This is a genomic window from Sphingomonas rhamnosi, assembly GCF_036663615.1.
In the GTDB taxonomy this organism is placed as follows: Bacteria; Pseudomonadota; Alphaproteobacteria; order Sphingomonadales; family Sphingomonadaceae; genus Sphingomonas.
In genome coordinates this window covers 387593-401159 of the sequence record NZ_JAXOJJ010000003.1, presented here as the reverse complement: position 1 = coordinate 401159, position 13567 = coordinate 387593, and the positions used below count along the sequence as shown (strand labels likewise).

At 65.2% G+C, this 13567-nt stretch carries 10 protein-coding genes and 1 pseudogene; 7 read left to right on the top strand and 4 right to left on the bottom strand.

Annotation, left to right across the window (positions count from 1 at the left end; translation table 11 throughout):
- Positions 1-3 precede the first annotated feature (3 nt).
- Positions 4-1401: an NAD-dependent succinate-semialdehyde dehydrogenase gene (locus U1701_RS09275; RefSeq protein WP_332782269.1), complete on the bottom strand. Its 1398-nt coding sequence runs from the start codon at positions 1399-1401 to the stop codon at positions 4-6.
- Positions 1402-1656: 255 nt separating this feature from the next.
- On the opposite strand from U1701_RS09275, the gene U1701_RS09270 reads away from it, so the two are divergent.
- Positions 1657-2043, top strand: a complete 387-nt coding sequence (locus U1701_RS09270; RefSeq protein WP_332782268.1) for a response regulator — start codon at positions 1657-1659, stop codon at positions 2041-2043.
- A gap of 210 nt (positions 2044-2253) precedes the next feature.
- Positions 2254-3021 carry a DUF72 domain-containing protein gene (locus tag U1701_RS09265; protein WP_332782267.1) on the top strand — a complete coding sequence of 256 codons (768 nt, stop codon included), beginning with the start codon at positions 2254-2256 and terminating at the stop codon, positions 3019-3021.
- A 92-nt stretch (positions 3022-3113) separates the two neighbouring features.
- On the opposite strand, the gene U1701_RS09260 is transcribed toward U1701_RS09265, so the two are convergent.
- A complete protein-coding gene (locus tag U1701_RS09260) occupies positions 3114-4967 on the bottom strand; it encodes a M61 family metallopeptidase (protein WP_332782266.1) in 1854 nt (617 codons plus the stop codon).
- 114 nt (positions 4968-5081) lie between these two features.
- Here U1701_RS09260 and U1701_RS09255 point away from each other — a divergent pair, with 114 nt between their 5' ends.
- Positions 5082-5375 carry a tyrosine-type recombinase/integrase gene (locus U1701_RS09255; RefSeq protein WP_332782265.1) on the top strand — a complete coding sequence of 98 codons (294 nt, stop codon included), beginning with the start codon at positions 5082-5084 and terminating at the stop codon, positions 5373-5375.
- A gap of 366 nt (positions 5376-5741) precedes the next feature.
- On the opposite strand, the pseudogene U1701_RS18720 reads toward U1701_RS09255, so the two are convergent.
- Together U1701_RS18720 and U1701_RS09250 are read right to left on the bottom strand one after the other, a co-directional pair.
- Positions 5742-5911, bottom strand: a pseudogene (locus U1701_RS18720) (IS6 family transposase); the annotation flags it as partial.
- A gap of 164 nt (positions 5912-6075) precedes the next feature.
- Complete coding sequence (locus U1701_RS09250; protein WP_332782264.1) at positions 6076-8850, bottom strand: TonB-dependent receptor; 2775 nt, start codon at positions 8848-8850, stop codon at positions 6076-6078.
- A gap of 148 nt (positions 8851-8998) precedes the next feature.
- Here U1701_RS09250 and U1701_RS09245 point away from each other — a divergent pair, with 148 nt between their 5' ends.
- From U1701_RS09245 to U1701_RS09230, 4 genes are read left to right on the top strand one after another with little or no spacing between them, the layout of a single operon-like run.
- Entirely contained in the window at positions 8999-10135 is a 1137-nt protein-coding gene (locus U1701_RS09245) for a fumarylacetoacetate hydrolase family protein (RefSeq protein WP_332782263.1), read from the top strand.
- The gene (locus U1701_RS09240; RefSeq protein WP_332782262.1) at positions 10132-11742 is read left to right on the top strand and encodes a rhamnogalacturonidase; all 1611 of its coding nucleotides are present in this window, start codon (positions 10132-10134) and stop codon (positions 11740-11742) included. Before U1701_RS09245 ends, U1701_RS09240 begins: the two co-directional genes overlap by 4 nt.
- On the top strand, positions 11739-12710 hold the full coding sequence (locus U1701_RS09235) for a 2-hydroxyacid dehydrogenase (RefSeq protein ID WP_332782261.1): 972 nt from the start codon (positions 11739-11741) through the stop codon (positions 12708-12710). The genes U1701_RS09240 and U1701_RS09235 overlap by 4 nt, the downstream gene beginning before the upstream one ends.
- Positions 12700-13530 carry a kinase gene (locus tag U1701_RS09230; RefSeq protein WP_332782260.1) on the top strand — a complete coding sequence of 277 codons (831 nt, stop codon included), beginning with the start codon at positions 12700-12702 and terminating at the stop codon, positions 13528-13530. The genes U1701_RS09235 and U1701_RS09230 overlap by 11 nt, the downstream gene beginning before the upstream one ends.
- Positions 13531-13567 lie beyond the last annotated feature (37 nt).

The window sequence follows — 13567 nt, the reverse complement described above, 5'->3', positions numbered from 1 at the left end:
GTCTTACTCTACCTGTCCGGCATGCGATGCGGGTCCGTCCTGACGCAGCACGGTTTTGAGGTTCATGAATTCATGTAACCCGAACGGGCCGAGTTCGCGGCCGTGCCCGGACCGCTTGATGCCGCCGAACGGCGCCTCGGGCGAAGAGGCGAGCATCTGGTTGATCGCGGTCATGCCTGCCGCGATATCCCGCACGAACCGCGCCTGCTCTTCGGGATCGTTGGTCCACACCGACGATCCGAGGCCGAAGGGAATATCGTTCGCGATCCGGATCGCATCATCCAGGTCCGCGGCGCGGAACAGCATCGCGACCGGGCCGAAAATCTCTTCGTGCAGGAATGTGCTATCCGGCGGCACGTCCACCAGAATGCCTGCGGTCAAATAGGCGCCGGGCATGTCCAGCCGTTCGGCACCGAACAGCAATTTGGCGCCCTGGCTTTGCGCTTCCGCAACCTGATCGATCACGGTGTCGCGCTGCGCGATGCTCGACAATGGGCCCATGTCGGTCGCGGGATCGAGCGGATCACCCGCCTTCACCGCCTTCATCGCCGCGGAGAACCGATCGAGGAACGCGTCATAGACATCGGTGTGGACGATCATCCGCTTGGCGCAGATGCACGATTGCCCGCTATTCTGGATACGCGCCTTCACCGCCTGCGCCACCGCCGCGTCCAGATCAGCCGATGGCATCACGACGAACGGGTCGGAACCGCCGAGTTCGAGCACGACCTTTTTCAGCGCGCGACCGGCCTGTTCCGCGACGGCGACACCGGCCCCTTCGCTTCCGGTCAGCGTCACCGCCGCGACGCGATCGTCGGCGATGATGGCGGCCACCGCGCCCGACTTGATCGCGAGGTTCTGGAACACACCTTCCGGCGCGCCGGCGGCGATCACCATCTCCTCCATTGCAGCAGCGACGCCCTGCACGATGCTCGCATGTTTCAGCAGCGCGACGTTGCCCGCGAGGATGGTCGGGGCGAGGAAGCGCACCGCCTGCCAATAGGGGAAGTTCCAGGGCATGATCGCGAGCACGGGTCCCAGCGGAAGCCAGTGCACCTCCGCCGTCCCGCCGCCGCCGAGAGCGAAGGTTTCGGGCTCCAGCAACGCCACGCCCTTGTCGGCGTAATAGCGAAACGCCGCCGGGCATTTCTCCACCTCGGCGATGGCAGACGCCAGCGTCTTGCCCATTTCGGCGGTGGCGAGTCTGGCAAGACGATCCTTGTTGGCGTCATATTGGTCGGCGATGCGGTGCAACAGCGCGGTCCGATCGGTCAGATCCGTCGTTCGCCACTGGGCGAAGGCGCGCGCCGCTGTTTCCAGCTTGGTCTCGACCTCGGCGTCGGTCAGTTCGGCATAGGTAGCGATCTGTTCGCCGGTTGCCGGGTTCACGCTTCTGAACATGGACTATCCTTTTCGGTGATGTGGTGCGCCAGTCGACCGCGCGGCAGTTTCCGTCTCTCAGCACCCGAGCCCCGACGGCGAACAGGACCCACAACGGTTTGGCGGCAATGCCCAACGTCCAACGCCTGGCGGTCGGCTTGTGCCCAACCGACGCACCGAATTCCGCGCTGGCCGGACTTTAACATGGGTGATGGGACGCTCTGATTTTCCCAACTAATCAGCCGTGACTTTGGGCTGGCGGGACGCAGACGAATAATGACCACTCGGCCAGCACGCCATTTAGCCGGAACTATCGTCCTTGTTGCGGAAGAAGACTATACGACGGCAGAGATTCTAAGGGAAAACCTCGTCGACAGGGGCGCGATCGTCGTCGGTCCTGTCGACAACCTGTCCAGCGCATTACTCATTGCCGAAACCGTCAGCCTAGACGGCGCAATCGTAAATTTGACGTTGCAGGGAGAATTTACCTACCCCTTGCTCGATCAGTTGTCCGCCAGAGACATCCGTTCATTTGTCATCACCGACTCCGATCATGCTGCGCTGCCAGCATATTACCGTAGCGTCACCATCCTGCGGAAGCCTGATCCTCTTGGATCCTTGCACCAACATCTAAGGCCGGTTCGGCCATACGGCAGTACATGAAGGCCCCTGCCCGTGTTGGCAGCGGCTTGATGCGTACCGCGACATGATGCAGGCGTGCGCGCCAGAGCGGAACCGAGGGTCATTCTTCCGGGCGGGACGATGAAAACCGACCGAACGAGCAGCCGCGCCGCCGCGAGGTCGGCGCGGGCCGCGACGAACGCGTAGCCGACCCCACCGCGTAATGAAGTCGGGGACATGAAGGTGGGAGACATGGCAGACACGGGAGCGCCCCCGATCCGCATCGGCTGTTCCGGATGGGTCTATCCGCATTGGCGCGGCCGCTTCTATCCCGAGAAGCTGGCGGCGAAGAATTGGTTCGCCTTCTACGCCGAGCATTTCGACACGGTCGAGATCAACAACAGCTTCTACCGCCTGCCCAAGCCGGAAACGTTCGACGCATGGCGCGATCAGGCGCCGGACGGGTTTCGCTATGCGGTCAAGGCCAACCGTTTCCTGACCCAAGCGAAAAAGCTCAAGGATTGCGAAGAGCCGCTCGCGCGGATGATGGCGCCGTTCCGCCATCTCCAGCCCGCGCTGGGCCCGATCCTCTACCAACTCCCGCCGCGCTTTCGCGTGAACCTCGACCGGCTCGAGCGCTTCCTGACGCTGATCCCCAAGGACGTGACCAACGTCTTCGAATTCCGCGATCCCAGCTGGTATGTCGATGGAGTGTTCGCGCTGCTGGACCGGTACGGCGCGAGTTTCTGCGCGCACGACATGCTGGACCTGCAAAGCCCGCGACTGGCCATCGGCAGCGCTGCCTATGTCCGGCTGCACGGCGGCGAGGGAAAATATTGGGGGCGTTACGCAGACGAGCGGCTGCTCGAGTGGGCGGACTGGCTGGTCGACCAGACCCACCAAGGCCGCGGCGTCTGGGTTTATTTCAACAACGATATCGACGCCCACGCGATCCACGACGCGCTGACGTTGAAGGCGATGGTAGCGCAGCGTCCGAGGGTAAGCTCCGCCCCTCTTTAAAACGCATGATGTTAGCCCAAATCCGTCCGTCCGAGCGGAGGCAACGGATACCGCTGGGCCTGGACGCTCGGATTTCCCCGGAACGCACTAGGCTATCGGCGCGGCGCCAGGATCCGGTCGAGACGCCGCACCTCGGCGATCGGCTCGAAATGCGGATAGCGCAGGCCGTGCGTGTAAGCGATGTCCACGGTGCGGTGCCGTTTGCCGTCCTTGACGATCAGCAAAAGTGGTTCGCCGTCCGCTGCCCCTGCGATCGCGCGTTTGAGGCCGTCGGGCGTGTAATCCTGACCGTTCACGGCGAGCAACGACGCGCCCGCTACCAGTCGCGCATCGAACGCCGGGCTGCCCCAGATCACCTCGTTCAGCACGCCATCCGACGATACGGTCAAGCCGATCGAGAACATCAGGTTCAGCGACCCCATGGCCGCATCGGATCTGGCGCCGTAATCGGTCGGCGTGTCGCGATAGACGAGCCGGTAGCCGCCACGCTCGACTCCGCCGAGCGGCGCGCCACCGCCCTTGCGTTCGAGCTTCTCGGTCAGGAACCCCGCCCAGTCGTGCGCGGCCAGTTCGTCCAGCGTCGCTACCACCTCCGCAAAGTCGTAGGGCCGCGTAACGTAGCTGCCGTCGTCCATCCCGAAGAACGACGCCGCAAAGTCGTCTAGCGAGCGCACGTCGTCGCTGAATTCGCGGATCATCGTGTCGATCTCGAGCCAGACCAGCTGGCCTTCCGAATAATAATCCTCGCTCCGCTGCCAGCTGGCCCAGGGCAGCGGCGCGCGGGCGGCGATGATCGGGTCGCGGGTGGTGTCGCTCATCGGTCGCCAGTTGCGCCCGCGGCGGATGTCGTAGCTCGCGGCGGTCTGGGCGATCGCGCCGATCGCCATCTCGGGCGTCCACAGCCCCGATCGCGCCGCCAGCACCTGCCCCCAATACTGGGTCTGGCCCTCATACACCCACATCAGGCTGTTGCGGATCGGCTTTTCGAAGGTAGGCGTCCAGCTGTCCGCGCCGCGGCGGAATTTGCCGTTCCAGCTATGCGTGTATTCGTGCGCGATCGTGTCGCGCTTGGGTGCGCTGCCTTCCCAGTCGGTAAAATAGTTGGGCACGGTCGCGGTCTCGCTGGAGCGATGATGTTCGACGCCGATCCCGCCGAGTTCGTCGCTGAGCGCCAGCAGGAAGTCGTAATGATCGTAGTGCCGCGCACCGAACAACAGATCCGCCTCGGCGACGAGCGCGCGGTGTGGTGCGACCTGGTCGTCGGTGAACGCCAGCTGGTCGGCGCGGTCGGCGACGATGTTCATCCGCACCGGACCACGGGCGTCCAGTTCCACCCGGCGAAAATGCCGCCCTGCGAACATTGGCGAGTCCACCAGCACGTCAAGCGAGACGGGCTCGAACAATGTCGTATCCCCAGATACCGACGCCACCGCGAGTGCGCAGCCGAACTGCCATTCCGGCGGCAGCGTGACGCCCGCCTCGACGGTGATCTGCCGCGAATAATAGCCTGCGGGATAGAGGAGGACGGTGTTCCATTGCAGGTTGAGCATCGCCGGGGTGACGACGACCCGGCCCTGCGCCGAACTGGTCGGCGACAGAAATTGGAATTCCGCCTCGATCTCGTCGGTGCCATCGGGCACGTCGATGTGGAAGGCATGCACCTCGACCGGGTCACGACGCCAAGCGAGCCGCTCGCCGCCTGCGGTGATCACGAGCCCCGCGAACAGCTCGATCGGCGCCTCGGGCGAATGATAACCCGGAAGCCATTTTGGGTAGAGCAACGTCGTCAGACCAGCGCGCGCAACGGGAATCGTCTGGCGGGCGTTGAAGATCCGCCGGTCGGTGTCGGTCGCGTCCACCTGCACGCGGAGCGTCCCCGGATACGGCACGTCTTGCGGGCTGACGATGGGAACGGGTTCTGCAAAGGGTTTCGGGAACATGGTCATGGTGCCGGGTCGCATACGCGCGGCCACGTCACGACAATGTATGTGTATGACTGGAACCAATGCGGTTGATCCAAGGCAGTCTGACCGAGGTCACCCCGTCGTTTTGACAACGTCGTGCGGGTTCATACACACGAACGATACAACGACGATGCCGACAATGATCAGCATGAACACCACGGTCTCCGTAAGGCCATGGCTCGACGGCTCGCGGAAGGCGGCGAGAGCCAGCAGGCGATCAAGGCCGTCGGCGGCTGGAAGGGCGATGCTGAGGTGACGACGTACACCGCCAGCGCCGATCAGCGGCGCCTTGCGAGCGGTGCGATTGGCCGGGTTTCGTCAGCTGCTTTGGCTAACCGTGCTGACGAGTTAGCCAAACGGGCATCGCAAACCCCCGAAAACAAGGAGTAAACTGATGGTGGTGGCGGAGCGGGAGGGAACCGTCATTTAGGTCTTAGTTATTGAACTGTAGGCTATTTCTTCAGGGATTTTTCATTGATACCATGTATTATACCATGCCGATTGATTAGCTGCCTGGACAGCGTGTTGTTCAGCCTGGTCTGGATTCTCGCTGACCTCAATGCACGGCAGCTGCGCCGTCTGGCGGTGGCGCACAAGCGGTGGGGTGACCTTGGGGCCTTACAGCTAGATAACGACGGCACACTCAGGAACTTCCCGTCGTAATCGTCGAAGAAGCCAACGCACGCGGAACGATTGGCGACAAAGAGAGGAGTCCGAGGTCGTGCACAGTCGCCGTCCGGCCCCGAACCTGTTCTACCACATCCGTACCGTCCCAAGGCATATGTCGGTGCCGCGCTCAAACAACAGGTCTCGACGTTGCGCAACGATAGCGGGAACCGGGCGTACATCAGTACGACCAGCCGGATCAACTCGTACGACGAATTGAAGTAGCGGAACGGACTAACGGGTTTGCGCGGACGAGGCATTTGCGCCCTCTACCCGGCTTCGCCTAACGATCGGTGCATTTGATCTGACAGTACCCACGCCAACCCTAACCATCGGAATATCGGCTGACGGTGCCCCGTAGAGTAAAAAATAGGGCGGCGCGGGGTACGCGCCGCCCTAGGCGGGGGGGACTAGGAAGGGGGCGTCAGAAGCGGACGCGGGCGCCGAACGCGTAGCGGCGGCCGGTGGTACGGTATTCCTTGGTCCGGCTTTCGACCGTCGAGTAGATGAACTCGTTGGTGTCGGTGAGATTGAGTGCCTCGGCGGTCAGCGACACGTTACTGGTCAGCGCCAGCGAGACGCTCGCATCGAGCTGTCCATAAGGCGCGAAATACTCCGGATCGCCGTTACGGCCGCTGGCGACCTGAAGGAAGCGGTCGCGCCAGGTATAGGCAATGCGTGTCTGTATCGGTCCCTTTTCGTAGAAGCCGACGGCGGAATAGGAGTTCTTCGACAGGCCGGCGAGGCCGTAGCTGACGCCCGTGACCGCGTTGGCATAGTTCGCGTTGCTGCTCGTATAGGTATAGCTCGCCTCCGCGCCGAAGCCACTGAACAGACCCGGTAGGAAATCGAACACCTGGCGATAGCCGATCTCGACACCCTTCACCGTCGCGCCAAGGCCGTTGGTCGGCTGGGTCACTTGGAACGTCACCTGATCGACCCGCTGCGGCGTGGTCTGCAACGCGACGAACGAGTCGATCGACTTGTAGAAAGCGGTCGCCGACAGCAGGCCGAGCTTCTGGAAATACCATTCGAGCCCGAACTCCGCCTGCGACGCGCGGAACGGCTTCAGGTCGGGATTGCCGCGGCGGATGGTCTCGTTGCCCGGGTTGGTCTGGATGCTCTGCGCCGGCGACAGGTCGGTCAGCGTCGGCCGGGTCATCACCCGCGACGCGGCGAACCGTGCGACGAGCTTGGGCGTCACGTCGAGGCGCACGTTCGCCGATGGCAGGTAATCGGTGTAATGCCCCGAGAAGTCGATCGGGACCACCGGGCTGACCGTGATGAGGTTCTGGCCGAGACCGTTGGGTGCCGCGCTGAGGATCGTTCGCGCCGCACCCGAAGAGGTGAAGCGCGTATCCTCGATGCGGACGCCGGTGTTGGCGGCGATCGGCATGCCCGCGATCTCGCCCTTCAGGTCGAGCATGACATAGCCGAGCCAGACGCGTTCGCCGACGCGCGAGCTCTGCGAGGGATCGTAGCTCGCGTCCTCGAACAGCGATTTCCCGGCCGGCGTGCGGAAATCGCGCAGCGCCTGGACGAGCGTCGCCGGATCGTAGTTGATCCAGTCGCGGACGATGTTGGCGTCGCTCTTGCCGAAGAAATTATAATTGGTCGGCGTGAACAGCGTTGCGGGCATCGGATAATAGGTCGTGCCGCCGCAGAACGCGCACTGGCCGTTGAACGACTGCGCGGTCGTATCCACCGTCTTGTTGCGCAATTGCCGCGACGCGCCGACGCTGATCGCCACCGGGCCGCCATTGTCCCACTTGCCGTCCAGCTTGTATTCCAGCGTGTCGTCGCGGCGTTTGTCGCCGCCGACGATGAAGTAATGCGCGCCGATATGCTGCGTATCGACGGGTGCGTTGGCGTAGTTCGGGCTCGAGAACGCGTAGTCGTAGAGCGGGCTGCCCGAGCGGCGATCGTAGGACATCGTCATGCCGGTACGGCGGATCGTCGTGAAGTAGTTGTCGTCGCGGACGTTGGTGTCCGCCTGCGAGTAGGACACGTCGCCGACCAGGCGGAAATCGCCGGTCTTCCATTCGAGGTTGCCGCCGATCTGATAGGTGTCGGAGCGGCGCGGAGTCTGCTGGATGATCTCGTCGACGGTGCCGCCCTCGATCTTCTGATAGACCGCCGAGCCGTTCTCGACGACCTGATCGACGATCCGCCCGCCGCTGAAATCATAGGCGAGACCGATATATTTGTCGGTCTGGCGCAGCCGCGAATAGAGACCGTCGACGGTCAGCGTCAGATTCTCGACAGGGCGATACTGCATCGTGCCATTCAGGCCGAGGCGCTCGCGATCGCGGAACACGAAGAAGGGCGAGAGGTTGGACGGCATGTCGACATTGGAGAAGGGCGTGACGCCAGGCCCCGTGCGGTTGTAGAAATAGTCGCCGGGATTGATACTGCTACGCTTCACATGGCCTGCGCCGATGGTGAATTCGTCGCTGCGCTGGTCGCGGTTCTCGTAGGACGCGACGACCGCGACGCCAAAGGTGCCGGCCTTGTTGTGGTAGCTGACCACCCCCGACAGTTCGGGGCCGACGTCGCCCGACAGCTGGTTGTAGAAGCCGCGCGCGGTGCCGGCGATCACCAGCGGCTTCTGGTCGAGCGGACGGATCGTGCGGACGTTGACGGTCGCACCGATGCTCGCGCCGTTGATCGCCGCGGTCGGGCTCTTGTAGACGTCGGCGCCGACGATGAGCTCGGACGGCAGGATGTCGAAGCTGAAGCGGCGGCCGGGGTTGTCGGTGGCGATGGTCCGCCCGTTGACGGTCACCGCGTTGAAATCGGGACCCAGCCCGCGCACCGAGATGAACTGGCCGTCGCCGCGGTTGCGCTCGATCGTCACGCCGGGAACGCGCTGCAGCGATTCGGCGACGTTCTGATCGGGCAGCTTGCCGATATCCTCGGTGGTGATCGAATCGACCGAGTTGACCGAGCTGCGCTTGATGTCGAGCGACTGCTGGATCGTGCGGCGGATGCCGGTGACGATGATGTCCTGTTCGCTGGCGTCGGTGGGCATCGTCGCGGCCGACGATGCGGGTGAGGTCGGATCGTCGGCGGGCAGCGTCGTCGCGACGGGCAGGTCCTGGCTGGCCGGGCTCGTCTGTGCCAGCGCAGGCACGATGAGGCCCTGCGCCAGGACGCCCGTCGCCACGCCTGCCAGGATACGGAATGCGGTCGCCTTCATCATCACTCTCCCCAGTTTCGGTCGCCTTGGGCTTGACCGAGAGATGCCAACTACACCTTCTGATATTTCATAGTAGACACGTGAAATTTGTGGTGCAAGTGGAGAATGCAACGCCGCGGATGTGATCCGTGGCAGCAAGGAGAACGCGATGACCAGCACGCCTCAGCACGATATCTGGCCGCGCGACGCCGCCGCGACGCTGATCGGGCGTATCGATCTCGGCCAGGGGCCGACCCCGGTTCTGGTGCGCGATGGCGGCGTGTACGACATGTCCGCGATCGCCGGCACCAGCGCCGAACTGATCGAGGAACGGCTTTTCGCACCCGAAGCGGGTACCCGCCTGCCCTTCGCCGTCGATGCGCTGTTCGCGGCCGATCCGCCCGCGCGGCTGCTGAGCCCGATCGACCTGCAATGCATCAAGGCCGCCGGAGTCACTTTCGCGGTGTCGGCGATCGAGCGCGTGATCGAGGAGCAGGCCCGCGGCGACCCCGACCGCGCCGGCAACGTCCGCGCGCGCCTGGAATCCGCGCTCGGCGGATCGATCCGCTCGGTGATCCCCGGATCGCCACAGGCGGACGCACTCAAGGCCGCGCTGATCGCCGAGGGCGCCTGGTCGCAATATCTCGAGGTCGCGATCGGCCCCGATGCGGAGATCTTCACCAAGGGACCGGCGATGAGCAGCGTCGGCTGGGGTGCCGAGATCGGCGTCCGCGACGATTCCGCCTGGAACAACCCCGAGCCCGAGATCGTGCTCGCGGTCGCCGGCGATGGCACGCCGGTCGGCGCGACGCTCGGCAACGACGTCAACCTGCGCGACTTCGAAGGCCGCTCCGCGCTGCTGCTGGGCAAGGCGAAAGACAACAACGCCGCCTGCGCGATCGGACCGTTCATCCGCCTGTTCGACGCCGGCTATTCGATGGCCGATGTCGACGCGGCAGAGGTTTCGCTGACCATCACCGGCACCGACGGCTATCGTCTCGACGGGCACAGCTCGATGCGCGAGATCAGCCGCCCGCCCGCCGAGCTCATCCGCCAGGCGCTCAGCCAGCACGATTACCCCGATGGCTTCGTGCTGTTCCTGGGAACGCTGTTCGCACCGACGCAGGACCGCGACACGCCGGGGCGCGGCTTTACGCACAAGATCGGCGACGAGGTACGGATCGGCAATTCGTCGCTCGGGACGCTGGTCAACCGAGTCACGCATTGCAACGCCGCGCCGCCCTGGACGATGGGAACGCTCGCGCTGATGCGCAATCTCGCCGGCCGTGGCATGCTGCGCGCATGACGGCCCTTCTCGTTCCCGATCGCCGGCTGGTCGCCGCCGGCCTGTCCGCCGCACTCCTCGCGCCCGCTGCCTGGGGCAAGGCCGCCTCCCCGCTGCTGTACGACGTCCGTCGGTTCGGCGCGCGCGGTGACGGCCGCACGATCGACAGCGCCGCGATCAACCGCGCGGTGGTCGCGGCACATCGCGGCGGTGGCGGCACAGTCGTAATTCCGGCCGGACGCTATCTGTGCTTCTCCATCCGGCTGCTCGATCATGTCTCGCTCTACCTCGCGGCAGGCGCGATCGTCGAAGCCGCCGATCCGGCGACGCACGGCGCGCAGTACGACCTGACCGAGAACGACCTGGACGAACAGTTCCAGGATTTCGGCATCACCCATGTCCACAACAGCCTGGTCTATGCCGACGGTGCGACCAACATCGCGATTCTGGGGCCGGGCATGTTCCACGGCCTCGGGCTCGACCGCGAGGGGACCGGCGATCGCTGGCACGGTCGCGCCGGCTGGCAATCGCCCGCCGCGCTGGGGATGACGCCACGCGAGGCGCGGCTGCGCGATCCGGCGGAACGCGCGCAGGAGGGGCGCGCCAACAAGACGATCGGCATGCGCAATTGCCGCAACGTCATCCTGCGCGACTTCACCGTGCTGCAGGGCGGGCATTTCTGCGTGATCGTGCACGGCATGACCAACATGCATATCGACAATGTGACGATCGATACCGACCGCGACGGCATCGACGTCGACTGCAGCCGCGACGTGCGCATCACCAACTGCGTCGTGAACGCGCCGAAGGACGACGCGATCGTGCTGAAGAGCAGCTATGCGCTCGGTCGCAAGATCGCCACCGAGGACGTGACGATCAGCGGGTGCAAGACGATGGGCTTCCGGATGGGAACCCTGCTCGACGGGACCTACCAGCCATCCGACTATGGCGCGCCCGACAAGCTCGGGCCGCTCGGCCGGATAAAGCTCGGAACCGAAAGCAATGGCGGCTTCCGCAACATCCAGATCACCGACTGCACCTGCACCAACAGCCGCGGGATACTCATCGGCGTGGTGGATGGCGGCACGCTGGAGGATGTGCGGATCGCGGGCATCGTCCTACGCAACCCGGTCAACCATCCGCTGTTCGTGCACCAGGCCGCGCGGATGCGCGCGCCGGCGGGTACGCCGGTCGGCCAATGCCGTCGCGTGCGCTTCAACGACATCACCGTCTCCGGCGCCGATCCGCGTTTCCCCTGCGGCGTCGCCGGCATCGCCGACGCGCCGGTCGAGGATATCAGCTTCTCCGGCATCCACGTGCAGCATCGCGGCGGCGGTACCGCGGCCGATGCTGCGCTGGTCCCCGAGGATCGCCGCGTCACCAGCCTGGAGGTGAGCTTCATGCGTACGCTGCCCGCGTTCGGCTTCTATGCCCGCCATGCGCGGCGCCTGACGCTGCGCGATTTTCACGTCTCGACCGATACGCCGGACGCGCGTCCCGCAATCGCGCTGGACGACGTGCAGGGCGTCCTGATCGACGGGCTCGTGTCGCAGCGCAACCGCAAGGACGCGGTGGTCGCGCGCGGCAGCAGCGGCGTTTCGCTCGGTGCGGTGGAGCAGCGGTCGTGAGCGCACGTCCGCGCCTGCTCGTCACGCGCCGGCTGCCCGAGGCGGTCGAGCAGACGATGGCCGAGCGCTACGATGCGACGTTCAACACGGACGATGTGGCGTTGACGGCCGACCAGCTCGGCGACGCGCTGGCCACTTACGATGCGATCTGCCCGACCATCACCGACCGTTTCACGCCAGCGATGTTCGAGCGGCAGAACCGGTGCCGCATCCTGGCGAACTTCGGCGCGGGGTTCGAGCATATCGATCTGGATGCCGCGCGCGCCGCGGGGATCGCGGTCACCAACACACCCGACGTCCTGACCGAAGCGACCGCCGAACTCGCGATCCTGCTGATGCTCGCCGCCGCCCGGCGCGCGGGCGAAGGCGAGCGTCAACTGCGCGCCGGCGACTGGCATGGCTGGCATCCCACCCACCTGATTGGGCAAGGGTTAAGCGGCAAGACGCTCGGGCTGGTCGGGTTCGGACGCATCGCGCAGGCGACCGCGCGGATCGCGAGCGCCGGGTTCGGCATGAATATCCTCTACACCAGTCGGCGGCGTACCGACCCGGAGGTCGAGCAACGGCTCGAGGCGACCTTCGTCGAGCGTCTCGACGATCTCGCCGCCAGCGTCGACGTGTTGTCGCTGCACGTCCCCGGCGGCGCGGAGACGCATCACCTGGTCGACGCCGCGCTGCTGGCACGGATGCAGCCGCATGCGATCGTCGTGAATACCGCGCGCGGGCCGGTGATCGACGAGGCCGCGCTGGCGCACGCGCTGGCAAACGGCACGATCGCAGCCGCGGGGCTCGACGTCTACGAACGCGAACCGACGGTTTCGCCCGCGTTGCTCGCCTGCGGCAACGCCGTCCTGTTGCCGCATCTCGGCAGCGCTACGATCGAGACGCGCGTCGCGATGGGAATGCGCGCGCTCGCCAATCTCGACGCATTCTTTGCCGGACAGGACCCGCCCGACCGTGTCGCCTGACGCAGCGGGGCTGATCGCGCGGCTGGCGACCGATGCCGCGAACGCGAGCGACGGACCGGTGGTGATCGGCGTGTGCGGCGCGCAAGGAAGCGGCAAGAGCACCGCCGCGGCACTGGCTGCCGCCACGCTGACCGCGCACGACCTGCCCACCGCGATCGTTTCGATCGACGATATCTATCTCACGCGCGCCGATCGGCAGAGACTGGCGGCCGACATCCATCCCTTGCTGCGCACGCGTGGCGTGCCCGGCACGCATGATGTGGCGTTGGGGCTGGAGGTGATCGACGGGTTGAAGGACGGCCAGTCGGTCCGCCTGCCCCGCTTCGACAAGGCGAGCGACGATCGCCGACCGATGCGCGACTGGCCGCTGTCGCCACCCGGCTGCCGCGTGATCCTGTTCGAGGGGTGGTGCGTCGGCGCCAGGCCACAGGCCGACGCCGACCTCGTCGCACCGGTGAATGCACTGGAAGCATCGGAAGACACCGACGGTCGTTGGCGCCGGCATGTCAACGCGCAGCTTGCCGGCGAGTACCAGGCACTGTTCGCGAGGCGTGATCGGCTGATGCTGCTCGCTGCGCCCGACTTCGCCGTGGTGGAGGCGTGGCGTACGCAGCAGGAACGCGACCTGCGTGACGCTAGCGGTGGCGGGGGCCGGGGCGGCATGACGGATGCCGAGATCACCCGCTTCGTGCAGCATTACGAACGGCTGACGCGCCATATCCTGCACGATATGCCCCGCTACGCAGACATGACCGCATATCTCGACACCAATCGCCGCATCACTGATATCTCTATTGATCGATCTGATCTCTCGGCTTAAAGTCGGTCTCGCGGCGCGCTCGACATCGAAGCGCGCT